Source organism: Lysobacter sp. 05T417 (genome assembly GCF_056396405.1).
The window spans coordinates 237,821-263,436 of record NZ_JBFTLK010000006.1 but is presented as its reverse complement, the minus strand read 5'-3'; the positions used below and the strand labels follow the sequence as shown (position 1 = coordinate 263,436).

The 25,616-nt window shown below is 68.0% G+C and carries 24 protein-coding genes; 15 read left to right on the top strand and 9 right to left on the bottom strand.

Features of this window, described 5'->3' with window-relative positions; translation table 11 throughout:
- The first annotated feature begins 92 nt into the window (after positions 1 to 92).
- The 3 genes from ptsP to AC1DER_RS13160 all read left to right on the top strand — a co-directional run bounded on the left by ptsP (position 93) and on the right by AC1DER_RS13160 (position 4,154).
- Complete coding sequence (gene ptsP / locus AC1DER_RS13170; RefSeq protein ID WP_441817238.1) at positions 93 to 1,817, top strand: phosphoenolpyruvate--protein phosphotransferase; 1,725 nt, start codon at positions 93 to 95, stop codon at positions 1,815 to 1,817.
- A gap of 127 nt (positions 1,818 to 1,944) precedes the next feature.
- A complete protein-coding gene (gene mgtE / locus AC1DER_RS13165) occupies positions 1,945 to 3,306 on the top strand; it encodes a magnesium transporter (RefSeq protein ID WP_441817237.1) in 1,362 nt (453 codons plus the stop codon).
- 53 nt (positions 3,307 to 3,359) lie between these two features.
- The gene (locus tag AC1DER_RS13160; RefSeq protein WP_477243400.1) at positions 3,360 to 4,154 is read left to right on the top strand and encodes a carboxylesterase family protein; all 795 of its coding nucleotides are present in this window, start codon (positions 3,360 to 3,362) and stop codon (positions 4,152 to 4,154) included.
- A gap of 189 nt (positions 4,155 to 4,343) precedes the next feature.
- On the opposite strand, the gene AC1DER_RS13155 is transcribed toward AC1DER_RS13160, so the two are convergent.
- The 3 genes from AC1DER_RS13155 to AC1DER_RS13145 are packed head-to-tail and all read right to left on the bottom strand — an operon-like array spanning position 4,344 to position 6,333.
- Positions 4,344 to 5,273 (bottom strand): aspartate carbamoyltransferase catalytic subunit, encoded by a 930-nt coding sequence (locus AC1DER_RS13155; protein WP_477243402.1) that lies wholly within the window; start codon positions 5,271 to 5,273, stop codon positions 4,344 to 4,346.
- Entirely contained in the window at positions 5,270 to 5,767 is a 498-nt protein-coding gene (gene ruvX, locus AC1DER_RS13150; protein ID WP_441817234.1) for a Holliday junction resolvase RuvX, read from the bottom strand. Before ruvX ends, AC1DER_RS13155 begins: the two co-directional genes overlap by 4 nt.
- The gene (locus tag AC1DER_RS13145) at positions 5,767 to 6,333 is read right to left on the bottom strand and encodes a YqgE/AlgH family protein (RefSeq protein ID WP_441817233.1); all 567 of its coding nucleotides are present in this window, start codon (positions 6,331 to 6,333) and stop codon (positions 5,767 to 5,769) included. Before AC1DER_RS13145 ends, ruvX begins: the two co-directional genes overlap by 1 nt.
- A gap of 102 nt (positions 6,334 to 6,435) precedes the next feature.
- Here AC1DER_RS13145 and AC1DER_RS13140 point away from each other — a divergent pair, with 102 nt between their 5' ends.
- Positions 6,436 to 8,163 carry a dipeptidyl-peptidase 3 family protein gene (locus AC1DER_RS13140; protein ID WP_477243405.1) on the top strand — a complete coding sequence of 576 codons (1,728 nt, stop codon included), beginning with the start codon at positions 6,436 to 6,438 and terminating at the stop codon, positions 8,161 to 8,163.
- 89 nt (positions 8,164 to 8,252) lie between these two features.
- Entirely contained in the window at positions 8,253 to 8,819 is a 567-nt protein-coding gene (locus AC1DER_RS13135; protein WP_477243407.1) for a DNA-3-methyladenine glycosylase I, read from the top strand.
- 9 nt (positions 8,820 to 8,828) lie between these two features.
- On the opposite strand, the gene AC1DER_RS13130 is transcribed toward AC1DER_RS13135, so the two are convergent.
- A complete protein-coding gene (locus AC1DER_RS13130) occupies positions 8,829 to 9,974 on the bottom strand; it encodes a PilT/PilU family type 4a pilus ATPase (RefSeq protein WP_441817230.1) in 1,146 nt (381 codons plus the stop codon).
- A gap of 119 nt (positions 9,975 to 10,093) precedes the next feature.
- Positions 10,094 to 11,131 carry a type IV pilus twitching motility protein PilT gene (locus AC1DER_RS13125; protein ID WP_386705023.1) on the bottom strand — a complete coding sequence of 346 codons (1,038 nt, stop codon included), beginning with the start codon at positions 11,129 to 11,131 and terminating at the stop codon, positions 10,094 to 10,096.
- A 170-nt stretch (positions 11,132 to 11,301) separates the two neighbouring features.
- On the opposite strand from AC1DER_RS13125, the gene AC1DER_RS13120 reads away from it, so the two are divergent.
- The 3 genes from AC1DER_RS13120 to AC1DER_RS13110 are packed head-to-tail and all read left to right on the top strand — an operon-like array spanning position 11,302 to position 13,340.
- Positions 11,302 to 11,958, top strand: a complete 657-nt coding sequence (locus AC1DER_RS13120; protein WP_441817329.1) for a YggS family pyridoxal phosphate-dependent enzyme — start codon at positions 11,302 to 11,304, stop codon at positions 11,956 to 11,958.
- A gap of 41 nt (positions 11,959 to 11,999) precedes the next feature.
- Positions 12,000 to 12,845 (top strand): pyrroline-5-carboxylate reductase, encoded by an 846-nt coding sequence (gene proC, locus AC1DER_RS13115; protein WP_477243410.1) that lies wholly within the window; start codon positions 12,000 to 12,002, stop codon positions 12,843 to 12,845.
- A gap of 18 nt (positions 12,846 to 12,863) precedes the next feature.
- On the top strand, positions 12,864 to 13,340 hold the full coding sequence (locus AC1DER_RS13110; protein WP_477243412.1) for a DUF4426 domain-containing protein: 477 nt from the start codon (positions 12,864 to 12,866) through the stop codon (positions 13,338 to 13,340).
- A 24-nt stretch (positions 13,341 to 13,364) separates the two neighbouring features.
- Here AC1DER_RS13110 and AC1DER_RS13105 read toward each other — a convergent pair whose 3' ends face one another.
- Both AC1DER_RS13105 and pdxH read right to left on the bottom strand, forming a co-directional pair.
- On the bottom strand, positions 13,365 to 14,183 hold the full coding sequence (locus AC1DER_RS13105) for a cobalamin-binding protein (RefSeq protein WP_477358039.1): 819 nt from the start codon (positions 14,181 to 14,183) through the stop codon (positions 13,365 to 13,367).
- Positions 14,180 to 14,782, bottom strand: coding sequence for a pyridoxamine 5'-phosphate oxidase (pdxH, locus tag AC1DER_RS13100; protein ID WP_441817226.1), 603 nt, complete (start codon positions 14,780 to 14,782; stop codon positions 14,180 to 14,182). Before pdxH ends, AC1DER_RS13105 begins: the two co-directional genes overlap by 4 nt.
- A 17-nt stretch (positions 14,783 to 14,799) precedes the next feature.
- On the opposite strand from pdxH, the gene AC1DER_RS13095 reads away from it, so the two are divergent.
- The 5 genes from AC1DER_RS13095 to hemE all read left to right on the top strand — a co-directional run bounded on the left by AC1DER_RS13095 (position 14,800) and on the right by hemE (position 18,889).
- The gene (locus tag AC1DER_RS13095) at positions 14,800 to 15,633 is read left to right on the top strand and encodes a kinase (RefSeq protein ID WP_477243416.1); all 834 of its coding nucleotides are present in this window, start codon (positions 14,800 to 14,802) and stop codon (positions 15,631 to 15,633) included.
- A gap of 78 nt (positions 15,634 to 15,711) precedes the next feature.
- Positions 15,712 to 16,296 carry a shikimate kinase gene (locus AC1DER_RS13090; protein WP_441817224.1) on the top strand — a complete coding sequence of 195 codons (585 nt, stop codon included), beginning with the start codon at positions 15,712 to 15,714 and terminating at the stop codon, positions 16,294 to 16,296.
- On the top strand, positions 16,293 to 17,399 hold the full coding sequence (aroB, locus tag AC1DER_RS13085) for a 3-dehydroquinate synthase (protein ID WP_441817223.1): 1,107 nt from the start codon (positions 16,293 to 16,295) through the stop codon (positions 17,397 to 17,399). Before AC1DER_RS13090 ends, aroB begins: the two co-directional genes overlap by 4 nt.
- Positions 17,400 to 17,419: 20 nt before the next feature.
- A complete protein-coding gene (locus tag AC1DER_RS13080) occupies positions 17,420 to 17,674 on the top strand; it encodes a WGR domain-containing protein (protein ID WP_441817222.1) in 255 nt (84 codons plus the stop codon).
- A 138-nt stretch (positions 17,675 to 17,812) separates the two neighbouring features.
- The gene (hemE, locus tag AC1DER_RS13075) at positions 17,813 to 18,889 is read left to right on the top strand and encodes a uroporphyrinogen decarboxylase (RefSeq protein ID WP_477243419.1); all 1,077 of its coding nucleotides are present in this window, start codon (positions 17,813 to 17,815) and stop codon (positions 18,887 to 18,889) included.
- An 18-nt stretch (positions 18,890 to 18,907) separates the two neighbouring features.
- Here hemE and AC1DER_RS13070 read toward each other — a convergent pair whose 3' ends face one another.
- Entirely contained in the window at positions 18,908 to 20,896 is a 1,989-nt protein-coding gene (locus AC1DER_RS13070; protein ID WP_477243422.1) for a M13 family metallopeptidase, read from the bottom strand.
- A gap of 286 nt (positions 20,897 to 21,182) precedes the next feature.
- Here AC1DER_RS13070 and AC1DER_RS13065 point away from each other — a divergent pair, with 286 nt between their 5' ends.
- Positions 21,183 to 21,638 carry a DUF6010 family protein gene (locus AC1DER_RS13065; RefSeq protein ID WP_477243424.1) on the top strand — a complete coding sequence of 152 codons (456 nt, stop codon included), beginning with the start codon at positions 21,183 to 21,185 and terminating at the stop codon, positions 21,636 to 21,638.
- A 37-nt stretch (positions 21,639 to 21,675) separates the two neighbouring features.
- Here the strand turns inward: AC1DER_RS13065 and AC1DER_RS13060 are convergent, their stop codons facing one another.
- Positions 21,676 to 22,236 (bottom strand): dihydrofolate reductase family protein, encoded by a 561-nt coding sequence (locus tag AC1DER_RS13060; RefSeq protein ID WP_477243426.1) that lies wholly within the window; start codon positions 22,234 to 22,236, stop codon positions 21,676 to 21,678.
- A gap of 249 nt (positions 22,237 to 22,485) precedes the next feature.
- Here AC1DER_RS13060 and AC1DER_RS13055 point away from each other — a divergent pair, with 249 nt between their 5' ends.
- Positions 22,486 to 25,608: a hypothetical protein gene (locus AC1DER_RS13055; RefSeq protein WP_477243428.1), complete on the top strand. Its 3,123-nt coding sequence runs from the start codon at positions 22,486 to 22,488 to the stop codon at positions 25,606 to 25,608.
- Positions 25,609 to 25,616: the final 8 nt, after the last annotated feature.

Sequence of the window (25,616 nt, the reverse complement as noted above, 5' to 3'; positions counted from 1 at the left end):
GCACCGGAATGAGGAACTGAGGACGCGGCCCTTGCCGTATTCCCGCTTCACCAGCGTGAGGACTGGATCGCCGCACCCACTGGAGCAACGCAATGAGGCAGGAGTTCAACGGACACGGTGCATCGCGCGGAAGCGCCCTCGGCCGCGCCCGTGTCCGCCTGCCGCACGTGCTCGAAGTACTCGAGGAGCACATTCCCGCCAAGGCCGTCGAAGGCGAGGTCGCGCGTCTGCACGCCGCCATCGCCACCGTCCGCAACGAGATGTTCGCCCTGCGCGAGCGCCTGCATGGCGCACTGGTGCATGAGGTCGGCGAGTTCCTCGACCTGCACAGCCTGCTGCTCGACGACCCGGAACTGCTCAACGGCCTGGACGAGCTGATCCGCACCGGCCGCTACTCCGCCGACTACGCTTTGCGCCTGCAGCGCGACCGCATCGCCTCGGTCTTCCAGACCATGGACGATGCCTATTTCCGCAGCCGCGTCGACGACATCGACCAGGTCATCGGCCGCGTCCACGCGGCCCTGCACCGCCACGACAGCAGCATCTCCGGTGTCGCCGGGGAAATCCTGGTCACCGACAACGTCGCCCCCGCCGAACTGGTGCAGCTGCAGGCACAGGGCGTGATGGCGATCGTGACCACCGCCGGCAGCGTGCTGTCGCACAGCGCGATCCTCGCGCGCAGCCTGCACCTGCCGTACGTGGTCGGCGCCGCGCAGGCACTGCAGCGGATCAACGATGGCGACGTGCTGGCCGTCGACGGCGCCAGTGGCCGGGTGGTGCTGGAACCGGACGCCAACGACCTGCGCTCGCACCGCGGCCGCGTCCGCGAGCTCGCCCGCGAGCGCAAGCAGCTGCACCGCCTGCGGCGCGAGCCGACGCGGACCACCGATGGCGTCGACATCAAGCTGTTCGCCAACGCCGAGTCCCGCGACGATGTCGCCGAAGCGCACGCGCTCGGCGCCGCCGGCGTCGGCCTGTACCGCACCGAGTTCCTGTTCCTGCAGCGCAACGAGCTGCCCGACGAGGACGAGCAGTTCCGCGTCTACCGCGATGTCGTCCTGGGCATGACCGGGCGCACGGTGACCATCCGCACGCTCGACCTGGGCGCCGACAAGGCCGACCGCACCGGACTGGCCCTGCGCGACGAACCCAACCCGGCGCTGGGCCTGCGTGGCATTCGCTTGTCGCTGGCGCGCGCGGGTCTGCTGGAGTCGCAGCTGCGTGCGCTGGTGCGTGCCTCCGGCTACGGTCCGCTGCGCATCCTGCTGCCGATGATCAGCAGCCGCGAAGAGGTGCGCGCCGTGCGCAGCATGCTCAAGCGCGTCACCGCCCGGCTGCGCGAGGAAGGCCACGAAGTGGCCGAGCAGGTGCCGCTGGGCGCGATGATCGAAGTGCCGGCGGCAGCCATCGCCCTGCCCACCTTCATCGGCGCGGTCGACTTCCTGTCGATCGGCACCAACGACCTGGTCCAGTACCTGCTCGCCGCCGACCGCAACAACGAAGCGCTGGTCAATCTCTACACGCCGTTGCATCCGGCAGTGATCCGCCTGGTCCGCGACGTGATCCGCCTGGGCGAGTCCAAGGGCAAGCCGGTCGCGGTGTGCGGCGAAATGGCCGGCGATCCGCATTTCGCGCCGATGCTGCTGGCGCTGGGCCTGACCGAGTTCAGCCTGCACCCGGCGACGCTGCTGGAACTGCGCCGCACGATCCGCCACTGCGACCTGGGCCAGTTGAAGGCCAATGCGGCGGCGCTGCTGCGCGCGCGCGACCGCACGGCGATCGAGGAATGGATCCACGCCAACGCGCCAGCGGTGTAGACGCTGGCGCGTCGCCTGCTCCGCATTCGCAGGGGTGGGCTTATCGGCCGCCAGGGGCGATAATGCGCGCCATGAACGCCTAGCCCTGTCGCGCCATCGTGGTGCGATGCGCCACCGGAAGCCCCGCATGGCCGAAGCCGTCCGCCACGACAAGACCGCACGACAGCTGCGCCTGCTTTCCGATGCGCTCGACAGCGGTCGCCTGGGTCCGGTGCGGCGGCTGGTCAATACGCTCTCCCCCGCCGAGATCGGCAACCTGCTCGAATCGCTGCCGCCGGCCAAGCGCACGATCGTGTGGGGCCTGGTCGATGCCGAGGACGACGGCGAGGTGCTGGTCCACGTCGGCGACGAAGTGCGCGAGAGCCTGCTGGCGGAGATGGACCCGGACGAGATCATCGCCGCGGCCTCCGACCTGGAAATCGACGACCTTGCCGACCTGGTCGAGGACCTGCCCGACACGGTCATCGATGAAGTCCTCAAGTCGATGGACCGCGAGAACCGCGAGCGCCTGGAGCAGGTGCTGTCGTACCCGGAGGACACCGCCGGCCGCCTGATGAACCCCGACGTGGTGACGGTACGCACCGACACCACGGTCGATGTCGTGCTGCGCTACCTGCGCCTGCGCGGCGAGCTGCCCGAGCACACCGACCACCTGTACGTGGTCAGCCGCCGCCACCAGTACCTGGGCCGGCTGGCGCTGGCCGCGTTGCTGACGCACGAACCGGGAACGCCGATCAACAAGCTGATCGACGACGAACAGGGCGCCATCGACGTCGAGGAATCGGCGAACGAAGTCGCGCGCAAGTTCTCCGACCATGACTGGCTCAGCGCGCCGGTGGTCGACGACAACAACATCCTGCTCGGCCGCATCACCATCGACGACGTCGTCGACATCATCCGCAACCAGGCCGAGCATCAGGCTCTTAGCGCGGCCGGCCTGGACGAGGACGAAGACCTCTTCAGCCCGGTCTGGCGCGCGATGCGCCGGCGCCTGATCTGGCTGTCGATCAACCTCGGCACGGCCTTCCTGGCCGCGAGCGTGGTCGGCGAGTTCGCCGACACCATCGACAGGCTGGTGGCGCTGGCGGTGCTGATGCCGATCGTGGCCGGCATGGGCGGCAACGCCGGCACCCAGGTGCTGGCGCTGATGGTGCGCGGGCTTGCCCTGGGCCAGGTCGGCGCGGCGAACGTGCGCACGCTGCTGTGGAAGGAAGCGCGCGTGGCCCTGCTCAACGGCCTGGTGCTGGGGACGCTGCTGGCGCTGATCGTGCTGCTGTGGTTCCACAGTGTCGGACTGTCGCTGGTGATCGGCGTCGCCTTGACCCTCAACCTGCTGTTCGCGGCAGTGGCGGGCGTCCTGGTGCCGGTGACGCTGCGACGCGCGGGCTTCGACCCGGCGCTGGCCAGCGGCATCTTCCTGACCACCGTTACCGACGTCATGGGGTTCTTCACCTTCCTCGGCCTGGCGACGCTCATCCTGCTGCGCTAGCCCTGCTGCGGTAGCCCTGCTGACGTTGCGTCTTCGCATCCGGAGGCTTGTCGATGTCGAACGTGTCCCGACTGTTCGTGCTGCTGTGTCTGGCCCTGACCACCGCCTGCGCGCACCGGCCAGCGCGCGAAGCTGGTGGCCGCTTTGTCGAGCGCGAGCTGCAGATGGGAGGCGCCACGCACCGCTACCAGGTGTTCGTGCCCTCGGCGCAGGCCGGCGGCCGCCATCCGCCGGTGATCGTGTTCCTGCACGGCTCCGGCGAGCGCGGCAGCGACAACCAGAAGCAGACCGAGGTGGGCCTGGGGCCGTACCTGCGCAAGCATCTGCCCGACTTCCCGGCGATCGTGGTGATGCCGCAGTCGCCCGAGGGCCAGTCGTGGGACGGCGCCAATGCACGCATGGCGTTGGCCGCGCTCGATGCGAGCGTGCGCGAATTCGATGGCGACAAGGACCGAATCGTCCTGACCGGCTTGTCGCGCGGCGGCTACGGCGTGTATGAGCTGGCGTTGATGGAGCCGCTGCGATTCGCCGCGCTGGTGCCGGTCTGCGGCGGCATCACCCAGCCGCCGGGCGTGCCAGAACGGCTGCAGGTCGAGGGCGTGGCGCAGGCGCCGGATCCGTTCGTGGCCGCTGCGCAGCGATTGCAGCACCTGCCGATGTGGCTTTTCCACGGCGCAGAGGACGCCGCGGTCACTCCGGACCAGTCACGGCACATGGCCGAGGCGCTGCGCCGGGTCGGCGCGGATGTGCGCTACAGCGAGCTGGCCGGCGTGGGGCACGACGTGTGGGATCGGGCGTATGCGATGCCGGAGCTGTGGGCTTGGGTGTTTGCGCAGCGGCGGCGTTAGGCGCTTCCTTCGACTTCGCTGCGCTACGCTCAGGACGAACGGTCACAACGGCGGCTACCGCACACCGTTACCACACACCGTTCGTCCTGAGCGCACGCGACCACCACACACCGTTCGTCCTGAGCGTAGGCGACCACCACACACCGTTCGTCCTGAGCGTAGGCGCACAGCGCCGAAGTCGAAGGACCGTCAGCCGCGCAGCAACGCCTCCAGCACCGCCATCCGCACCGCCACGCCGTTGCTCACCTGGCGCAGGATCAGCGACTGCGGGCCGTCAGCGACTTCGTCGGTGATCTCGACGCCGCGGTTGATCGGGCCCGGATGCATCACCACGGCGTCGCCCGCCGCACGCTTGAGGCGCGAGGCAGTCAGGCCGTAGGCGCGGTGGTAATCGTCGAGCGAGGCGATCAGACCTTCTTCCATTCGCTCGCGTTGCAGGCGAAGCATCATCACGGCGTCGACGCCTTCCAGCGCGGCATCGAGATCATGCGAAACGTTGCAGCCCTGCAGCGTGCCGTCGTCGGGCAGCAGCGAGGCCGGGCCGCAGACGCGGATGTCGCCGGTGCCCAGCGCGCGCAGTGCCTGCAGGTCGGAGCGGGCAACGCGCGAATGCTTCACGTCGCCGACGACGAGCACTTTCAGCTTCGAGAAATCGGCGCCCTTGGCCTGGCGCAGCGTCAGCATGTCGAGCAGGCCCTGGGTCGGGTGCGCGCTGCGGCCGTCGCCGGCGTTGACCAGCACGGTGCCGTCATTGACGTGCGCCGACAGGCCCGCGACAGCACCGTCCTCGTGGTGGCGCACGACGAAGCCGCGCACGCCCATCGCCTCGAGGTTCTTGAGCGTGTCGAGCGCGGTCTCGCCCTTGCGCGTCGACGAGGTCGAGGCATCGAAGTTGATGACGTCCGCGCCCAGCCGCTGCGCCGCCAGCGTGAAGCTCATGCGCGTGCGCGTGGACGGCTCGAAGAACAGCGTGCACACGGCGATGCCGTCGAGCGCACGGCGGTCGTAATGGCCTTCGGCGAAGGCCTGCGCGCGCACCAGCAGTGCATCGAGCGTGCCGCGTTCGAGGTCGTGCAGGGTCAGCAGATGGCGCGGCAGGTGCGTGTGTGGTGCGTTCATGGGTCGCTGTGCAATTGGGAAAGATCGAGGGCGTCGTCCGGCGCGGCCAGCCAGCGCTCGATGATGACCGCCGCGGCCACTGCATCGAGTGCCTCGGCGTCGCGGCGGCGCTTGCGGCCCTCGGCGCGGTCGGAGGCGAAGCGCTGTGCGGCCTCGATCGAACTCATGCGCTCGTCCACCAGCACCACCGGCAGCTTGTAGCGCGCGTGCAGTTCACGGGCGAAGGCATGGGCGCGCAGGCGGATGGGCTGATCGCCACCGTCCAGGCTCATCGGGTCGCCGACGATCAGGCCATCGGGCCGCCACTCGCTGCGCAGCCGGTCGATCGCGGCCCAGTCGGGGCCGTGGCCGTGCACATCGATCACCGCCAGCGCGCGTGCGCCGTGACCGAACGCGCTGGCGACGGCGACACCAATGCGACGTGCGCCGACATCGAAGCCGAGCACGGTGCCGTCGCGCCGGATCGGTGACGGCTTGTCCGCGGCGCCCACCATCAGGCGTGCCCGGAGTAGTCGGCCAGGTACGCGAAATCGACGCCGATGCGTCCTGCCGCAGCCTGCCAGCGCGCATCCAGCGGCAACTTGAACAGCAGTTCGGCATCGGCCGGCGCGGTCAGCCAGTCGTTCTCGGTCAGTTCCTGCTCGAGCTGGCCCGAACCCCAGCCGGCGCAGCCAAGCGCAACGATGGCGTTGTCGGGGCCGTCGCCGCGCGCCATCGCTTCGAGGATGTCGCGCGACGTGGTGAGGAACAGGCGTTCGGTGATCGCCAGGGTGGAGTCCCACTGCGAGCCGCCGTCGTGCAGGACGAAGCCGCGTTCGGGGTGGACCGGGCCGCCGGCCAGGACGATCTGCGACAGCAGCGACGGGTCGCCGCCTTCCAGGCCCATCTGGCCGAACACCTCGCCCAGGGTGTACTCGGAGGGACGATTGACCACCAGGCCCATCGCACCGTCGGAATCGTGCTGGCAGATCAGCGCGACGCTGCGCGCGAAGTTCGAATCGGCCAGGGCCGGCAGCGCGATCAGCAGCTGGTTGGCAAGTGGCGTGGGAGTCACTGACATGGCCAACATTCTAGCCCGCGATTCCTTATGCGTGCCTCCCGATGCGTGCCGCCCCGGCTCGGGCGTAGGATGGCGACTTTCCCTGTCTCGCCGGCCGCCGCCATGACAGCTTCGAACCTGAGCGCATCTTCCCTTCACGCCTTCCGCCTGCGCGGCCTCGCCGTCGCCTGCCTGGCCACCCTGGCCCTCGTCGCCTGCAAGCCGCAAGCCCCGCAGGAGCCGGCCAAACCGGCTGCGCAGGCCGCGGCCACGCCTGCCGCGGGCTACGCCGCCGCGCACGCCGGCGACTATGCGGTGGTGCCGCTCAAGGCCGACCTGTCGGCCTTCGACGATGCCGGCAAGCGCATGATCGCCAAGCTCGTTCAGGCCAGCGAAGTGATGAACGACATCTTCTGGAAGCAGTCCTGGGACGGCGACCGCGCCGCCCTGCTGGCGCGCGCGCCGGACCCGGCCACGCGTGAACTGGTCGAGATCAACTTCGGCCCCTGGGACCGCCTCAACGAAGACACGCCGATGATCGACGGCATCGGTCCGCGCCCGCCGGGCGGTCCGTTCTATCCGGCCGACATGAGCAAGGCCGAGTTCGAAGCGGCGTCGTTGCCCGACAAGACGTCCAACTACACGCTGCTGCGCCGCGAGAACGGCAAGCTGGTGACGGTGCCCTACCACCAGGCCTACCAGGCCGATCTCGAACGCGCCGCCGCACTACTGCGCGAGGCGGCCGCGCTGAGCGCCGACAAGGGCTTCGCCGACTACCTGGGCATGCGCGCCAAGGCGCTGCTGGACGACGACTTCCGTCCCAGCGACATGGCATGGATGGACATGAAGACCAACCCGGTCGACATCGTCATCGGGCCGATCGAAACCTACGAGGACCAGCTGTTCGGCTACAAGGCCGCCTACGAGGGGCTGGTGCTGGTCAAGGACATCGAGTGGAGCCGCAAGCTCGCCCGCTTCGCCAGTTTCCTGCCGGCGCTGCAGAAGGGCCTGCCGGTGGAGGACAAGTACAAGGCCGAAGTGCCGGGCTCGGCGGCGGACCTCAACGCGTACCAGATCGTCTACTACGGCGGCAACGCCAACGTCGCCGCCAAGACCATCGCCATCAACCTGCCCAACGACGAAGAGGTGCAGCTGGCCAAGGGCACGCGCAGGCTGCAGCTGGAGAACGTGATGAAGGCGAAGTTCGACGCCATCCTCACCCCGATCGCGAAGGAACTGATCGCCTCCGACCAGCTCCAGCACGTCACCTTCGACGCCTTCTTCGAGGACGTGATGTTCCATGAGGTCGCGCACGGCCTGGGCATCAAGAAGACCCTCGACGGCAAGGGCACGGTCGACGAGGCGCTGAAGGAATACTCGTCGAGCTTCGAGGAAGGCAAGGCAGACATCCTCGGCCTGTACATGATCGATGCGCTCAGCCGCAAGGGCGAACTGGAAGAAAGCAAGCTCCAGGACGGCTATGTGACCTTCCTCGCCGGCATCCTGCGCTCGGTGCGCTTTGGCGCCAGCGACGCGCACGGCAAGGCCAACATGGTGCGCTTCAATTTCTTCGCCGAGCAGGGCGCCTTCAGCCGCGACCCGGATGGCCGCTACCGCGTCGATTTCGAGAAGATGCGCGCCGCCATGAACGCGCTCAGCGCCAAGCTGCTCAAGGTGCAGGGCGATGGCGACTATGCCGAGGCCAAGCGCATGACCGAGACGCTGGGCATGATCAAGCCGGAGCTGGCCGCAGACCTGGGACGGCTGAAGGACGCGAAGATTCCGGTGGATATCCGCTTCGAGCAGGGGCTCGGCGTGCTGGGATTGGAACAGTACGTGCAGAAGCAATAACCGCCCCCCTCACCGTTCGTCCTGAGCGTAGCGCCGTAGGCGCGAAGTCGAAGGACGAACGGCGCCACTTGACCTTTGATCGCAGAACCATGTCCACCTATTGCGACCACGCCCCCGGCCATCCGCTGCACGGGCCGTACCACGACCGCGAGTACGGCTTTGCGCAGCGCGAAGACGCGGTGCTGTTCGAACGGCTGGTGCTGGAGATCAACCAGGCCGGCCTGAGCTGGGAAACGATGCTGCGAAAGCGCGAGGGCTTCCGCAGCGCCTATGACGGCTTCGAAGTCGACAAAGTCGCCGCCTATGGCGAAGCCGACCGCACGCGCCTGCTCAACGACGCCGGAATCATCCGCAACCGCCTGAAGGTGGACGCAGCGATCCACAACGCCAAGGTCATCCAGCAACTGCGCCAGGCGCACGGAAGCTTCGCGCAGTGGCTCGATGCCAACCGGCATGTCGATGGCAAGCGCCGCGACAAGGCCGACTGGGTGAAGCTGTTCAAGAAGACCTTCCGGTTTACCGGTGGCGAGATCACCGGCGAGTTCCTGATGAGCCTGGGGTACCTGCCCGGTGCGCATCGCGACAGCTGTCCGGTGCAGGCACGGATCGTCAAGCTCAAGCCGCCGCTGGATCCGCCGTGGCGGCGGAAGGATTGATCGCCGCGATCAGCGCACTTCCGCGACCTCGATGCCATCCATGCCCGCTGCCAGCGTCTTGGCGTCGCCGCCCTGGGCCAGCTTGATGCGCAGACGCACCTCGTTCTGCGAATCGGCGTAACGCAGTGCGTCCTCGTAGCTGATCTCGCCGGCCTGGTACAGCTCGAACAGGCTCTGGTCGAAGGTCTTCATGCCCAGCTGCACGGACTCCTTCATCACTTCCTTGATCTTGTGGATCTCGCCGTCGCGGATGTAGTCCTGCACCAGCGGCGTGCCGAGCAGGATTTCCATCGCCACGCGCCGACCCTTGCCGTCCGGCGTCGGGATCAGCTGCTGCGCGACCACGCCCTTGAGGTTAAGCGACAGGTCCATCAACAACTGATGGCGGCGGTCTTCCGGGAAGAAGTTGATGATGCGGTCCATCGCCTGGTTGGCGTTGTTGGCGTGCAGCGTGCACAGCACCAGGTGGCCGGTTTCGGCGAAGGCGATGGCGTGGTCCATGCCTTCGCGGGTACGCACCTCGCCGATCATGATCACGTCCGGCGCCTGGCGCAGCGTGTTCTTCAGCGCCGCGTCCCAGCTGTCGGTGTCGATGCCGACTTCGCGCTGGGTGATGATGCAGCCCTCGTGCTTGTGCACGAACTCGATCGGGTCCTCGATGGTGATGATGTGGCCGGTCGAGTTGAGGTTGCGGTAGCCGATCATGGCCGCCAGCGACGTCGACTTACCCGTACCGGTTGCGCCGACGAAGATGATGATGCCGCGCTTGGTCATCGCCAGTGTCTTGATCACCGGCGGCAGGTTGAGCTCTTCGACCGTCGGGATCTTGGTCTCGATGCGGCGCAGGACCATGCCGACCTGGTTGCGCTGGTAGAAGCAGCTGACTCGGAAGCGGCCGACGCCGGCCACGCCGATCGCGAAGTTGCACTCGTGGGTCTTTTCGAACTCCTCGCGCTGCTGCGGCGTCATCACGTTGAGGACGAGGTCGCGGCTCTGCTGAGGCGTCAGCGGGTTCTGCGTGATCGGCGAGATCTTGCCGTGGACCTTCATCGACGGCGGCATGCCGGCGGTGATGAACAGGTCCGACGCCTTCTGATGCGCCATCAGCTTGAGGAACGAGGTGAAATCGATGCTGCCGCCGGTGCTGCTGCTCATGCGTTACTCCAGTGCCGCCAGGCTCCCCAGCCGGTGCGGCGTGTGACTGATGGAACTGCCCTCACCCTGGCCGCCGCGGCGGCCGTCCCTCTCCCGCGACGGGAGAAGTGGATGCTCGATCATTCGAACAGACGTTTGTCCTTGGCGTACTCGCGTGCCTGCGGACGCAGGATCAGGCCACGCTTGACCAGGTCTTGCAGGTGCTGGTCGAGCGTCATCATTCCGTACTGCTGGCCGGTCTGGATCGACGAGTACATCTGCGCGACCTTGTCCTCGCGGATCAGGTTGCGGATCGCCGGGATGCCGACCATGATTTCCCAGGCCGCGGTACGACCGCCGCCGACCTTCTTCAGCAGCGCCTGCGAGATCACCGCGCGCAGCGATTCGGACAGCATCGAGCGCACCATCGGCTTTTCACCGGCGGGGAACACGTCGATGATTCGGTCGACGGTCTTGGCCGCCGAGGAGGTGTGCAGCGTGCCGAACACCAGGTGGCCGGTTTCCGCGGCGGTCAGCGCCAGGCGGATGGTTTCCAGGTCGCGCAACTCGCCGACCAGGATGTAGTCGGGGTCTTCACGCAGGGCCGAACGCAGCGCCTCGTTGAAGCCGTGGGTGTCGCGGTGCACCTCGCGCTGGTTGATCAGGCACTTCTGCGAGGTGTGGACGAATTCGATCGGGTCCTCGACGGAGAGGATGTGGCCGTATTCGTTCTTGTTGATGTGGTCGATCATCGCCGCCAGCGTGGTCGACTTGCCCGAGCCGGTGGGGCCGGTCACCAGGATCAGGCCCTGCGGCTGGTCGATCAGCTCGCGGAAAATCGGCGGGCAACCCAGGTCGTCCAGGGTCAGCACTTCCGAGGGAATGGTACGGAACACCGCACCGGCGCCACGGTTCTGGTTGAAGGCGTTGACGCGGAAACGCGCCAGGCCGGGAATCTCGAAGGAGAAGTCGACCTCGAGGAACTCTTCGAAGTCGCGACGCTGCTTGTCCGACATGATGTCGTAGACCAGCGCGTGCACCTGCTTGTGGTCCAGAGCCGGGATGTTGATGCGGCGGACGTCGCCATCGACCCGGATCATGGGCGGCAGGCCCGCAGACAGGTGCAGGTCGGATGCTTTGTTCTTTACCGAAAACGCCAGAAGTTCGGCGATATCCATGCGTGCTCCCCTGCACTGCCACTGGAAAAACAGGACTTGAAGTACAAGACTTTCAAGAAACCCAAACTGGAACCACACTACCCCTGAGCCGCAGTATAGCCCCCTAACCTTGCCACTTTTCCAGCACTTTAGACAGGAATTGAGACGTGCGCGCCAGCGCCCTGCAGGACATGCAACTCAAGCTTGAGAACGCGGCGGAGGCGGCTGGACGGCCAGTACCGCGGCTGCTCGCCGTCAGCAAGACCCAGGATGCGACGGCCGTCGCGGAACTGGCCGCCGCCGGGCAGCGCGCCTTCGGCGAGAACTACGTGCAGGAGACCGCAGGCAAGCAGCCGGCGCTGGCCGGGCTGGGACTGGAATGGCACCTTATTGGCCACTTGCAGTCCAACAAGGCCAGGGAGGCGGCGGTCCTGTTCGACTGGGTCCAGACCGTCGACCGGGCCAAGCTGGTGGCCGCCCTGGCCCAGCATCGGGCCTCCGACCGGCCGCCGCTGAACGTGCTGATCCAGGTCAATATCGACGATGAAGCCAGCAAGCATGGCTGCCAGCCCGAAGACGTGCCGGCCCTGGCCGACGCCATCGCCGCGCAGCCACGGCTGCGCCTGCGTGGGCTGATGGTCATCCCGACGCCCCACCCCGATCCCGAGCAGCGCCGTGGTGCATTCCGGCGCACGCGAGCGCTGTTCGAGGCGCTGCGCGCTTCGCACCCCGGTGCAGACACGCTGTCGATGGGCATGAGCGACGACCACGCCATCGCGATCGCCGAAGGGGCGACGATGGTACGGATCGGCACCGCCCTGTTCGGGGCGCGGCCGAGGCCGGCCTGACCCCTTGCTATCCTCGTTGGCCTGCCCCGCTGCCACCGCCCATGCCCCAGATCGATTCCCCTCCGGACTTCTCCCATGCCATCGCCTTCATCGGCGGCGGCAACATGGCGCGCAGCCTGATCGGTGGCCTCGTCGCCCGCGGCCAGTCGGCCAGGACGATCCATGTGGCCGAACCGGCCGAGGCGTTGCGCGCCGCGCTGGAGCGCGACTTCCACGTCCGCGGCTTCGACGGCGCCGCCGCCGCGGCGACGGGTGCCGGCGTCTGGCTGCTGGCAGTCAAGCCGCAGGTGATGGCCGGCGTCTGCGCCGAACTGGCCGACATCGCCCAGTCGCAGCGGCCGCTGGTGATCTCGATCGCCGCCGGCATCACCGCCGCGCAGCTCGATGGCTGGCTGGGCGGTGGCCTGGCCGTGGTCCGGGCGATGCCCAATACGCCGGCCCTGCTCGGCGTGGGCATTACCGGCCTGTATGCCAACGACCACGCCGATGGCCACCAGCGCGACCATGCCGCGGGCCTGCTCGACGCGGTCGGCCCCACCGTGTGGATCGACGATGAAAGCCGGATGGATGCGGTGACCGCGGTGTCGGGCAGTGGCCCGGCGTATGTCTTCCTGCTGGCCGAGGCGATGCAGGCAGCCGGGGTCGCCGAAGGCCTGAAGCCCGAGGCGGCGCGGGCGCTGGTGCAGCAGACATTGCTGGGCGCGGCGACGATGCTGACCCGACTGGACGAGCCGGCCGACGTGCTGCGTGCACGCGTGACCTCGCCGGGCGGCACCACGCAGGCGGCGATCGAAACGTTCGAGGCTGGCGGTTTCCGCGAGCTGGTCGCGCGCGCGATTGCGGCCGCGACCGAGCGCGGCCGGCAGTTGTCGGCCGCCAACGATTGATGGTCTGAGGAGTTCCCCATGCGGTCTGTCGCTCCCTTTCTTGTGTTGCTGATCGCCGGTCTTTCGGCTTGCAGCGGCAGTGCTCCGCCCCCGGCTGCGCCGGCCGCGACCGCCGCGCAGGGCGAGTCGGTCAGTCGGGTCGGTGATGTCAGCATCCGTGCCAACGCGATGCAGACTTCGGCGTTGTCGGCGCCGGTGGCCGGTCAGTACGGCATCAGCCGCGCCGACAATCTGGTGATGCTGCTGGTCGCCGTGCGCCAGGGGCCGGAGGCGCAGGAGGTCGCGCTGCCGGCCCGGATCACGGCCAGCGCGACCGATCTGCGTGGCCGCCGCCAGAACATCGAGATGCGCGAGTTGCGCAGCGGCGATCTGCTCGACTACATCGGCACGGCCGAGGTAACGGCGCCGGACACGCTGCGCTTCGACGTGACGATCGTGCGCGAGAACGGGGCGACGTCGACGATGCAGTTCAGCCGGGATTTCTATCCGCGCTGAAGCGCACCCTGTCAGCGCCTCGTGTCAGGGCACCCGTCGTCCCGGCGAACGCTTTGACCAGGCCCTGACGATCGCTGCGATCTCGCGTACGCCATCGGTCAATGCCGCCGGGCCGGGCTGCAGGATGTTCGGGGATTTGATCTCGTGCAGTTCGCCATCGCGCACTGCCGGAATCGCGTCCCAGCCTGGACGCGCCGATACTTTCTCCGGGCGGAATTTCTTGCCGCACCACGAGCCCAGGATGATGTCCGGTGCGCGCCGCACCACTTCGCTCGCGTCCTCGAGGATGCGCTGCTTGGCCAGCGACTCGGCCGCACGCTCCGGGAAGATGTCTTCGCCGCCGGCGATGCGCACCAGCTCGGCGACCCAGCGGATGCCCGTGATCGGGGGCTCGTCCCATTCTTCGAAGTACACCTTTGGCCGGCGCGGCAGCTGTGCCGCCTCCGCCGCGATCGCGTCCAGCCCGCGCTGCAGTTCGTCGGCGTAGGCGTTGGCCCGGTCGGATGCACCGACCAGGGCGCCGAGCCTGCGGATGTAGTCGAGGATGCCGTCGACGCTGCGGTGGTTGCTGATCCAGACCTCGACGCCGTGGCGGATCAGTTCGCCGGCGATCCCGGCCTGGATGTCGGAGAAGCCGACGACGAAATCCGGCTGCAGTTTCAGGATCTCGCCGATCTTGGCGCTGGTGAAAGCGCTGACCTTGGGCTTCTCCTTGCGCGCGATCGACGGGCGCACGGTGAAGCCGCTGATGCCGACGATGCGGTCCTGCTCGCCGAGGGCGTACAGGGTTTCGGTCGGCTCTTCGGTGAGGCAGACGATCCGTTGCGGCCCTGCCCGCTTCACGGATACAGCATCCGCTTGTGCCATTCGCCGGCGCGATCGAGCTCGTAGGACTGGCGCTCGTGCAGGCGGAAATTGGCGCCGTACCAGTACTCGATCAGCGACGGCCGCACGCGCAATCCGGTCCAGCGCGGTGGGCGCGGTACGTCGCGGCCTTCGAAGCGCTGTTCGGCTTCGGCCAGGCGCTGCTCGAACGTCTCGCGCGAATCCAGCGTCTCCGATTGCTTCGATGCCCAGGCGCCGAGCTGGCTGCCGCGTGGGCGCAGTGCAAAGTAGGCGTCGGCTTCGTCGTCGTTGACGATCTCGACCGGGCCCTCGATGCGCACCTGCACGCCCTCGCGGACGCGCGGCCAGTGGAACAGGAGCGCGGCATGCGGATTGGCCTGCAGCTCGCGGCCCTTGCGTCCGTCCAGGTGCGTGTAGAAGACGAATCCGCGTGCGTCGTGCGCCTTGAGCAGCACGGTGCGGACCGAAGGTCGCGCGTCCAGGCCGGCGGTCGCGAGGTACATCGCGGTCGGGTCGGGCTCGCCGGCCTGGCCGGCTTCGCCGAACAGTTGCGCGAACGTGGTGAGGGCTTCGTTGAGCAGGTCGGGGGTGTCCATTGCGTTATTGTGGGCCGATGTCGCCACGGCTGCATCCCTCCGCCCCCGGCTTCGCCAGCGACCTTGTGCAACGGGTGCTCGACGACGCCCTGGCGCACGGCAGCCGCATCCACGCCATCGCGGGGCTGCAGGGATCGGGCAAGTCGACGCTGGCGGCGCAGGTGGCCACGCTCGCACGCGGCCGTGGCCTGCACGTGGCGGTGTTGTCGATCGATGATTTCTATCTCGGCCGGCGCGAGCGGCAACGCCTGGGCCGCGACGTCCATCCGCTGCTGGCCACTCGCGGCCCGCCCGGGACGCACGACCTGGCACTGGCCTGCGCCACCCTGGATGCGCTGCGGCAAGGCCAGTCAGTGCGACTGCCGCGCTTCGACAAGCTCACCGACACACGCCGGCCGCCATCACGGTGGCCGCTGGCGCGCGCCGTGGATCTGGTGCTGTTCGAAGGCTGGTTCCTGAAGACGCCGGCGCAGTCGCCGCAGGAGTTGAGCGCTCCCATCAACGCGGTCGAGCGTGACGAAGATCCCGACGGACGCTGGCGCCACTACTGCAACGAGGCGCTCGCGCGCGACTATCCGTCGCTGTGGTCGCGGCTGGACCGGCTGCTGTTCCTGCAGCCACCGGGTTTCGAGACGGTGCCGCAATGGCGCTGGCAACAGGAGCAGGCGCTGCAGGCGCGTGTGGCGAACGCGGCCGCGCCCGCGCCGCGGGCAATGAATGCGGCCGCGGTGCAACGCTTCGTGCAATTGTTCGAGCGGGTCAGCCGGCAGGCGCTGCTGCGGCTGCCCGATATTGCGCAGTGGACGTTGCCGCTGGACGATCAGCGGCGGCCGCGCACTGGACAGCGCTGACTGTGGAGCCGACGGTACGCCGCGCCCCGTCAAGATGACGCGAGCACGATCCGGGTCGTGGCTGGCTACAATCGGCGGATGAACCCCGCCACCAACCTGGTCCTGGTCGGCCCGATGGGCGCCGGCAAGACGTGCATCGGCCGAGTCCTCGCCGAGCACTTCGGCTTGCGCCTGGCCGACGTCGATCGCGAGATCGAGCAGCGCGCGGGCGCCAGCATCAACGCCATTTTCGAGTTCGAGGGCGAGGCCGGATTTCGCGCGCGCGAGCGTGACGCGCTGGCCGAACTGCTCGCCGATGACGGCGTGGTGTTGTCGACCGGCGGTGGCGCGGTGCTCGATGACGGCAACCGTCGCCGATTGCGCGAGCGTGGCTTCGTCGTCCACCTGCACGTCAGCGTCGAGCAGCAGATCGAGCGCCTGGCCCGCGACCGCAGCCGACCACTGCTCGCGCAAGGCGATCGCGAGCAGGTGCTGCGGGCACTGGCCGCACAACGCGAGCCGCTCTACGCCCAGGTCGCCGACCTTCGCTTCGACACCAACCAGTACACCGCAACCGAAGTCGCCTCGCGTCTCACGCAGGAACTGCAGTCGCTTTGGCAGCGCGATGCAGCGGCGCGGGCCGGCGCCGGCTTGCAGCGCGCGCACAGCAAGGAAACGTCATGAGCACGATGCGCACCGTCCGGGTCGAAGGCCAATCGCTCTACGACATCAGCATCGGGCCCGGGCTGCTGACCGAGTCGGTGCGCATCAGCCACGTCCTGCGCGGACGCCATGCCCTGATCGTCAGCGACAGCAACGTCGCCCCGCTGTATGCCAACCGCGTCGAGGAGACGCTGCACGTGGCGCGGCCGGGCCTGGAGGTCGCACGCTTCGTGATGCCGGCCGGCGAGCAGGAGAAGACCCTGTCGCGTTTCTGCGAATGCCTGGACGCGCTGGCCAGGATGGGCGCGACCCGCGATGCCACGGTGGTCGCCCTCGGCGGCGGCGTGATCGGCGACCTCGCCGGGTTCGCCGCGGCCTGCTGGATGCGCGGGGTGGACGTGGTGCAGTTGCCGACCACGCTGCTGGCGATGGTCGATTCGTCGGTAGGCGGCAAGACCGGCGTCGACCTGGCGGCGGGCAAGAATCTCGCCGGTGCATTCCATGCGCCACGCGCGGTGATCGCCGACACCACGGTGCTGCGTTCGCTGCCGGCACGCGAGTTGCGCGCTGGCCTGGCCGAGGTGGTCAAGTACGGGGCGATCTTCGGCGCCGATTTCCTCGGCTGGCTCGAGTCGCACGCTGCCGCGCTGCTGGACGGCGACGATGTCGCGCTGACGGAGGCGATCGCGCGTTCGTGCCTGTACAAGGCCGAAGTGGTCTCGCGCGATCCGTACGAGCATGGCGAGCGGGCGCTGCTCAATTTCGGCCACACCTTCGCCCACGCCATCGAGGCCGAGCAGGGTTACGCCGGCGCCGGCAGTGACGCGCTCAACCACGGTGAGGCGGTTGCGGTCGGGATGGTGCTGGCGGCGCGGCTGTCGACGTCGCTCGGGCGCGCGCCGGCGGCCGACGCGCAGCGGCTGCAGGCGTTGTTGCAGCGCTTCGGGCTGCCGACCGCGATTCCTGCCGGGCTCGACCCGCAGGCCCTGCTGGCGCGCATGCGCCTGGACAAGAAGGCGGACGCTGGCGGCCTGCGTTTCATCCTCTGGGATCGCGCCGGCCTGGCCACCCTGGTCCGCGGCGTGCCGGACGAGCGCGTGCTTGAGGTGCTGCGCGCGGGCTGAGCTCCCGTACAATCCCGGCCATGCGCCTGCTACTGCAACAACGGCCCGATGGCCGCGAAGCGCCGCGCTTCGTGCAACTGATGCTGCAGCCCGACCTTCTCGGCGGCTGGACGCTGGTGCGCGAATCGGGGCAGATCGGCGGCAAGAGCACCCTGCGCCGGGAGCAGTTCCTCGACCAGGCCAGTGCCCTGGAAGCGCTGGAGGCGGCACGCGACCAGCAGCTCAAGCGCGGCTTCCAGCTGATGTTCGTACAGGGTGCCGACGCACCCAGGTAGCCCTTCGCCGCAACAGTCCGGTGCGCTGGCAGCACCGGCCCGGCCTGCGGCAGCGGCCGCCAGCAGCGATAATGTCGCCCCCCACCGTTTGACCGGACCGTGCGCCCCCGCGCCGAGCTGAGTACCCAAGGACCCGCAATGACCGCAGCCGCCACGCCCCTCAAGAACGACCGTTTCCTGCGCGCCCTGCGCCGCGAGCCGGTCGACGCGACCCCGGTGTGGCTGATGCGCCAGGCCGGCCGCTACCTGCCGGAGTACCGCGCCACCCGCGCCGCCGCCGGCAGCTTCCTGGCGATGGCCAAGAACCCGGAACTGGCCTGCGAGGTCACCCTGCAGCCGCTGCGCCGCTTCCCGCTGGACGCCGCCATCCTGTTCTCCGACATCCTGACCGTGCCCGACGCCATGGGCCTGGGCCTGTATTTCGTCGAGGGCGAGGGCCCGAAGTTCGAGCGCCCGATCCGCAGCCACGAGGACATCGCCCGCCTCGCCGTGCCCGACATGGACCGCGAGCTGCGCTACGTCACCGACGCGGTGCGCACGATCCGTCGCGAGCTGGACAACTCGGTTCCGCTGATCGGCTTCTCCGGCAGCCCCTGGACGCTGGCCTGCTACATGATCGAAGGCGGCGGCAGCGACAACTACTCCAAGGTGAAGTCGCTCGCGCTCAACGATCCGGCGGCGATGCACAAGCTGCTCGACGTGGTCACCGACTCGGTCATCGCGTACCTCGACGCGCAGCGCCAGGCCGGTGCGCAGGCACTGCAGGTGTTCGACACCTGGGGTGGCGTGCTGTCGCCGTCGATGTACCGCGAGTTCTCGCTGCGCTACCTCAAGCGCATCGCCGAGGCGCTGCCGCGCGGCGACGAGAAGACTCCGCTGATCCTGTTCGGCAAGGGCAATGGCGCCTATCTCGAGGAGCTCGCGGCCAGCGGCACCGAAGCCGTCGGCGTCGACTGGACGGTGGAGCTGGGCGAAGCCGCCCGCCGCACCGGCGGCAAGGTCGCCCTGCAGGGCAACCTCGACCCGGTCACGCTGTACGCGCAGCCCGATGCGATCCGCCGCGAAGTCGGCCGCGCCCTCGACGACTACGCCGCCGGCAATGGCGGCTCGCGCGAAGGCCACGTCTTCAACCTCGGCCACGGCATGTCGCCGGACATGAGTCCCGACCACGTCGCCGCGCTGGTGGCGGCGGTGCACGAGCTCAGCAAGCGCTGAGGTTCACCGCCCTTCTCTTCACCAGACCTCGCAGCGATCGGCCTGCGGTCGCACCATCGGCGCACCCGCCTTGCACTGGAACGCCTCGCCGAACTCGGGCAGGTTCGACAGCGGGCCGTTGACGCGGTACTTGGCGATGGGATGCGGGTCGCCCTGGACCATGGTGCGCTGCGTCTCCATGCGCGTTTCATCGCCTCGCCACTGGCCCCAGGCGATGAAGAACTGCTGCTCGGGGGTGAACCCGTCGATGGTCGGTTCCGGGCCCTTGCCCTCGCGCGACTTCAGATAGCCGCGGTAGGCGAGCTTGGCGCCGGCCAGGTCGCCGATGGATTCGCCCAGCACCAGCTTGCCGTTGTGATGCACGCCCGGCTCGATGAAGTAGCCCTCGAACTGGTCGACCACGCACTGGCCCTTTGCCTGGAACTGCTTGTTGTCCTCCGGCGTCCACCAGTTGGACAGCCTGCCCTGCGCATCGAACTGCGCGCCCTGGTCGTCGAAACCGTGGCTGATCTCGTGGCCGATGACCACGCCGATCGCGCCGTAGTTGACCGCGTCGGTGGCGTTCACGTCGAACGCGGGCGGCTGCAGGATGCCGGCCGGGAACACGATCTCGTTCTGGGACGGGTTGTAGTACGCGTTGGACGTCGGCGGCGTCATGCCCCAGCGGCTGCGATCGGTCGGCTTGCCGACCTGGCTGCGGTTGTCGGCGACGTTCCAGCGCGAGGCCGCGACCAGGTTGTCCCAGGCCGAATCACGCGAGACCTCAACGCCCTTGTAGTCCTTGAACTTGTCCGGGTAGCCCAGCTTGGGGAAGAAGGTCGAGCGCTTTTCCAGGGCCTTCTTCTTGGTTGCCTCGTCCATCCAGTCCAGGCCGCCGATGGTGTCGTCCATGGCCGCCAGGATGTTCTTCACCATGTCCTGCATGCGCGCCTTGGCTTCGGGCGGGAAGTACTTCTCCACGTACTTCTGGCCGAGCGCCTCGCCGAGCTGGTTGTCGGTGGATTCGGCGCAGCGCTTCCAGCGCGGCTTGATCTCGGTGGCGCCGGTCAGGAACTTGCCGTTGAAGGCGAAGTTCTCCTCGACGAAGGGCTGCGACAGCGAGTCGGCGGCGGTGTTGAGCACGTGCCACTGCAGGTAGACCTTCCACTGCGGCAGCGGGGTCGTCGCCAGTTCCGTCTGGACCTGCTGCAGGAACTTCGGCTGGGTCACGTTCACCGCATCGCGCGGCATGCCGGCGGCGTCGAAGTACTTCGTCCAGTCGAAGGCGGGCGTGAGCTTGGCCAGGTCGGCGAACGCGGTCGGATTGTCGAGCAGCTTCGGGTCGCGCAACTGCACGTTGTCGAACGAGGCCTGCGCCAGGCGCTTCTCGAAGGCGAACACGGTGTCGGCATCCTGCTTCGCCTGCGCCGCCGGGACGCCGGCGAGCTCGAACATCTTCGCCACGTGGATCAGGTACTGCGCACGCGCTTCGACGAAGCGCGGCTCGGTCTTGAGGTAATAGTCGCGGTCGGGCATGCCCAGGCCGCCGGCGTAGATGTGCGCGACGGTCCTGGACGGTTCGTGCAGGTCTTCGCCGGCGAAGACGACGAACGGGACGGACACGCCCACGTCCTGCAGCTTGCCGATCATGCGCTGCAGGCTGGCCTTGTCCTTGATCGAGCCGACCTCGGCAAGCCACGGCTGCACCGGCTTGGCGCCGAGCGCATCGACGCGCGACTCATCCATGCACGCAGCGTAGTAGTCGCCGGCGAGCTGGCCGGCGCTGCCCTTGGGCCAGTCGTTGCGCGCGGACAGTTCAGTCAGGATGTCGCGCACATGTTCCTTGTTGACCTCGCCCGATTGCCAGCGCCGGCTCCAGCGGTCCATGTAGTTGGGGATCGGGTTCTGCTGCCGCCATGCGCCGTTGGCGTAGTCGAAGAAATCCGTGCAGGCATCGCCCTTGCGGTTGATGTCCTCGGGATGGATGCCGTGCACCGCACCGGCCGAGCCGGTGGTGGCGGCTGCCAACAAAACGACGAGCGGAAGGCTGGACCTGATCACGGCAACGCCCCTTGCTGGATTTGGTGCCCGCCACTATAGCCGCAGGCTGGCCGCGGACCCGTCCCAGAAGTCCTGACTTGTCGGGGGCGGCAGACGGTCATTGCGCGCAACGATGCGTGGCGATGAAAGCACGCGAATCCCGAATCAGGTTCATCTGGTGGCCGACTGCCTCCGACTGCCGCGTTCAGCCAGACAGGACCACCGCCCGCCGCCCGGATGCCGAATGGGCCCCTCCTCATCCCGGAGTGACGCCATGCCCTCTGCCCATTCGATTCCCCACGAGCACGCGCAGGCGTCGGTCTTCGCGCGCCATCCGGTCACCACTGGCGTGGCGGTCGGCATCGCCTCGCTGCTGCCGCACCTGTTCCTGTCGCCGCAAGCGTCGCTGGGCTTTGCCGCGGTGCTGATCGCGCTGATTGGCGGGATCTACTTCGGCTTCGCCGTCGTGAACGGCTCGCCCCGCGACCAGTTCGTGGAGTTCACCGTGAGCGGGATGTTCGCCGTCGCCGGACTGCTCGGGCTGCTCCATTGGCCGCTCGTGCTCGCGCTCGCCTACTTCGGCCACGCCGCCTGGGACTTCGCGCACCACAACCGTTCGCGCCTGCCGCTGGTGGCGATACCTGGCTGGTACGTGCCGTGGTGCGTGGTCATCGACGTGATCGTCGGCGCGGGCCTGCTGGTGCTCTGGCGGCGCCATGGGTTCTTCTGAAAGTAGAAACCCAAGGCGAGGCCGTCAGTAGCGCTGGCTACCTTCGTGGCTCATATCGCATGACCACCGCACCCCAGTCCAACTCCAGCGTACCCATGAGCTTCAAGTCGACGTACCTGGACAGGCCGGCGAACACCATCGGCCCGTGGCCGGCCAGCCTTGGATGCACCACGAACTCGTACTCGTCGATCAATCCCAGCTCCGCCAGCGCCAGCCCCAGCCTCATGCCCGCCACGGCGATTCCCTTGCCCGGTTCCCGCTTCAGCGCTTCCACGGCCTGCTGCAGATCTCCGCGCACGAGCTCCGCGTTCCAGTCCACGCGATCCAGGGTTCTGGAGACGACGTACTTCTTCGCCGCGTGGATCGTATGGGCGAACGGCATCACCCAGGGCTCGGCCCAATCGGGAACCACGCCCGTCTCCGCCGGCTCCCGCCACGCCGATTCCATCATCTCGTAGGTCACCCGACCGAAGATGAGGGCGTCGGCTTCGGCCAGGTTCCTGGCATGGAAGTGATGCAGTTCCTCGGTGGCGATCACTGCACGATGGTCGCAGCACCCGTCCACGGTGACGTTGATGGAATACCTGAGGGGTCGCATTGGGTCCTCCTGCAGTGCGCTGGTGGCCGTGACGGCCCGGCGTTGACGATAGTTCACTTCAATCTGGATTTCACGGGTCGGAAGTCGAGGCACCGCTCGACGTAGGGAACGGCGATGGGCGTCTGGCGACGGCGCGCGGCCCTGGGGCTGGCTCCGGAAGTGGCCGCCATCGCGCAGGCAGGGCGTTGTTTCTGTAGCGGCGCCGTGGGACACGCGGCCCCGCGAACATCCCTCCCCCAGGATGGCGCCATGGAAGTCCTGTTCCGTTTCAACATCGTGCGCGAGGCAGCGCCCACCGCAGACGACGTCGCCCCGATCGATCTCGCGACGCGATCGCAATTCCAGACCGACGCAGCGGCCATCCCCGCTGGCGATGCACGGCGCAAGGCACTGCACGACCTCGCCCACGCCTTTGTCGCATCGGACGCATTCCGCGACCCGTCGGATTCGCCAAAGCTGGCGCCCCTGCTGTCGGTCGATGCAGCGATCGACGGCTTGCTGGCATCAGGCAAATACACGCGCGCCAAGGTGGCAGATGCACTGGAAACCGCATTGGGCCAGGCGCCGGCCGCCTACCTCGGGACCTCGGGTCTGGACGCCGAGATCGCATCGCTGAAGGACAGCATCGTCGCCATCAAGCTGTCGCCGGCGGATCATTCCAGGCCAATCCTCAAGCTCGCATCCGCCCTGCGCGCATATGCGCTCGTCAAACGCTTCGTCGACGACACCGCCTTCCCGGCTGACGCCGACGCGTTGCGCGCGGCGCGAAGCAGCGGCCTGCGCCTTCCCGACGCGGTGCTGCCGTCGCGAGGGCCACCGCAAACACCGCCGACACCGCCAAGCGTCGGCGACAGACTCAAGGACCTGGCTGAGCGCCATGACCGGCTGACCGCGGCGATAGGCGAGCTGCGCCAGGTGCGGCCAGACGGCTATGCCACCGTGACGCAACATGAAATGCCCGGCCGCCTGCCGCCGGAGAAGTTCCGCCCGACCCAGTTGTTCGAGCAGGAGTTCGCCATCCGCAACGCCGCGCTGAAGGCGACGGTGTTCTCGTCCGGCGTGGCCGTGACCGGCCTCGAAACGGCGGCGCGCGACACCACACCGCCCGGCATGTCGCTGTTGATGTCTGCGACGGCCGCGGCGCCGTTCCTGAAATCCGAAGCGCTGCTGTGGGACAAGCCCGGCGTCGGCGTGGGGCGCGGAGCGCGCATTGCGCTGACGGGCCGCCCCGATTTCCAACCCGCCCTGCCCGGCCTGCTCGGCCTGCGCCTGAACGAAGCGACGCAACAGGCCCTGAGCGATCCCACGCGCAAGGTGCTCGCCGAATTCGGCATGAACTCGGCCGACCCCCTCGCCCGTACCCTCGACCGCCTCTCGCAGGAACAGCGAATCGCCCATGAAGCCGCCCAGGCGCTGATGCGCCCGGTGGCCCAGAAGACCTTCCGCCGCATCGGCAGCACCTCGATCGCTGTCACCTCGACCCCCGATGCGGCGATGTACTGCCTCGCCCCCGGCGCGCTGGTGGATCTGTTTGGCGGCCTGGGCAGCGTTCCCGCCAGCGTCCCCAACACCCACGCCGACATCAAACCGTCCGGCATCATGGACCTGCTGCTGGTGCGCCAGCAGCTCAAGGGCTACGAGGCCGCCGAGGTCTCGCACATCGCCAACGTCCTCAAAGGCGAGAAGAGCGAACGCGTTCATCGCACCCGCCTGGAAACCGAGACCATCACGTTCACCGAATCCGAGCGCACCGTCGAAACGCTGACGGAACTGGAGACCACCGACCGTTTCGAGATCCGCCGCGAATCGGAGATTGCGCTGCAGGAAGAAACCGCGGTCAAGGGATCGCTGTCGGTGAAGGGCAAGTACGGACCGTCGGTGGAGTTCCAGGCGTCGGGCGAGGCGTCGTGGAATCGCAAATCGCAGGAGTCCGAGCGTGCCGCAAGCGAAGTGGCGCGCGAAGTCACCCAGAAAGCGTCGGAGAAGGTCACCGAGCGTGTGCTGCGCCGGGAGACCCTGCGCGTCAACCGGCAGGTCGAAGAGTCGAACCTGCACAGCTTCGACAACAGCGTTGGCGCCGCGGCGCACGTTTCCGGCGTGTACCAATGGGTGACCAAGGTCTATGAAGCGCAAGTGTTCAACTACGGCCCGCGCACCGTCTACGACATCATGGTCCCCGAGCCCGGCGCGCTGCTGCTGGAGGCGTTCCGCCGTCGCCGCACCGCCGCGGTGGAACTGGACAAGCCGGCGGACTTCAACCTACGCCCGTCCGACCTCAACCAATCCAACTACCAGACCTGGATCGCGCTGTACGGCGCCACCGACGTCAAGCCGCCGCCCGAGCCGTACGTGATGGAGTCCTACGACTTCAACACCGGCGGCGAGGACGTGGACCAGGAGTTCACCAACTCCACGCGCATCAAGATTCCAGATGGCTACCGCGCCGTGCGTGCGACCGTCGGCCAGGTGTCGGCCGTCTGGGACGACTGGTGCGTCGATGTCGTCATCGGCCAGCGTTCGCATCGCTTCGTCAGCGGCGCCTGGGTGTGGCCGACCGCGCTGGACGAAGAAACCGCCGCGGTGCCCTTCGCACTGGTGACCGACAAGGTCGGCGACATTGCCGTCGCCGTCGAGGTCATCTGCGAATCGACCGAGCGCGCCGTCGACCTGTGGCGCGCCGACACCCATGCCAAGCTCTACAACGCCTACACCGCGCGGCTGTCCGAGTACGAGGCCAAGCTCGCCGAGCTCGAAGCACAGGCACCTGCCGAGATCATCAGCGGGCCCAGCCCGCGCAACCACGCGCTGATGGTGGACGAGGTCAAGCGCACCTGCATCTCGATCCTCACCGAGCAGCACTTCGACCTGTTCGGTGCGATCGGGTCGGACGCCAACTCCCTGCCCACGCTGGACTTCGTCGAAGCGCGCAAGGAAGGTTCCTACGCTCGCTTCTTCGAGCAGGCCTTCGAATGGGAGAACCTGTCGTGGGTGCCCTACGGGTACTTCTGGGGACGCAAGTCGACCTGGCTGGACCGCATCGCCATCGAAGACGACGACGCCGACTTCCAGGCCTTCCTCAAGGCCGGCTACCTGCGGGTGCAGATTCCGGTGCGTCCGGGTTTCCCCGAAGCGCTCGACCACTTCCGCAAGACCGGCGACCTGTGGAACGGCGGCGCATTGCCGGCCATCTCCGATGACCTCTACCTGCCCATCGCCACCGAGATTGCCGAGAAGCTCGGACGTCCCGGCGATGAGGTGCCGGTGGGCGATCCGTGGGAAGTGCGCGTGCCGACCTCGCTGGTGAAGCTGCGCCCGGACGACAAGCTGCCGACCTGGATCAAGCAGGCCGACGGCACCTGGCTCCCCGGTTGACGCACGCC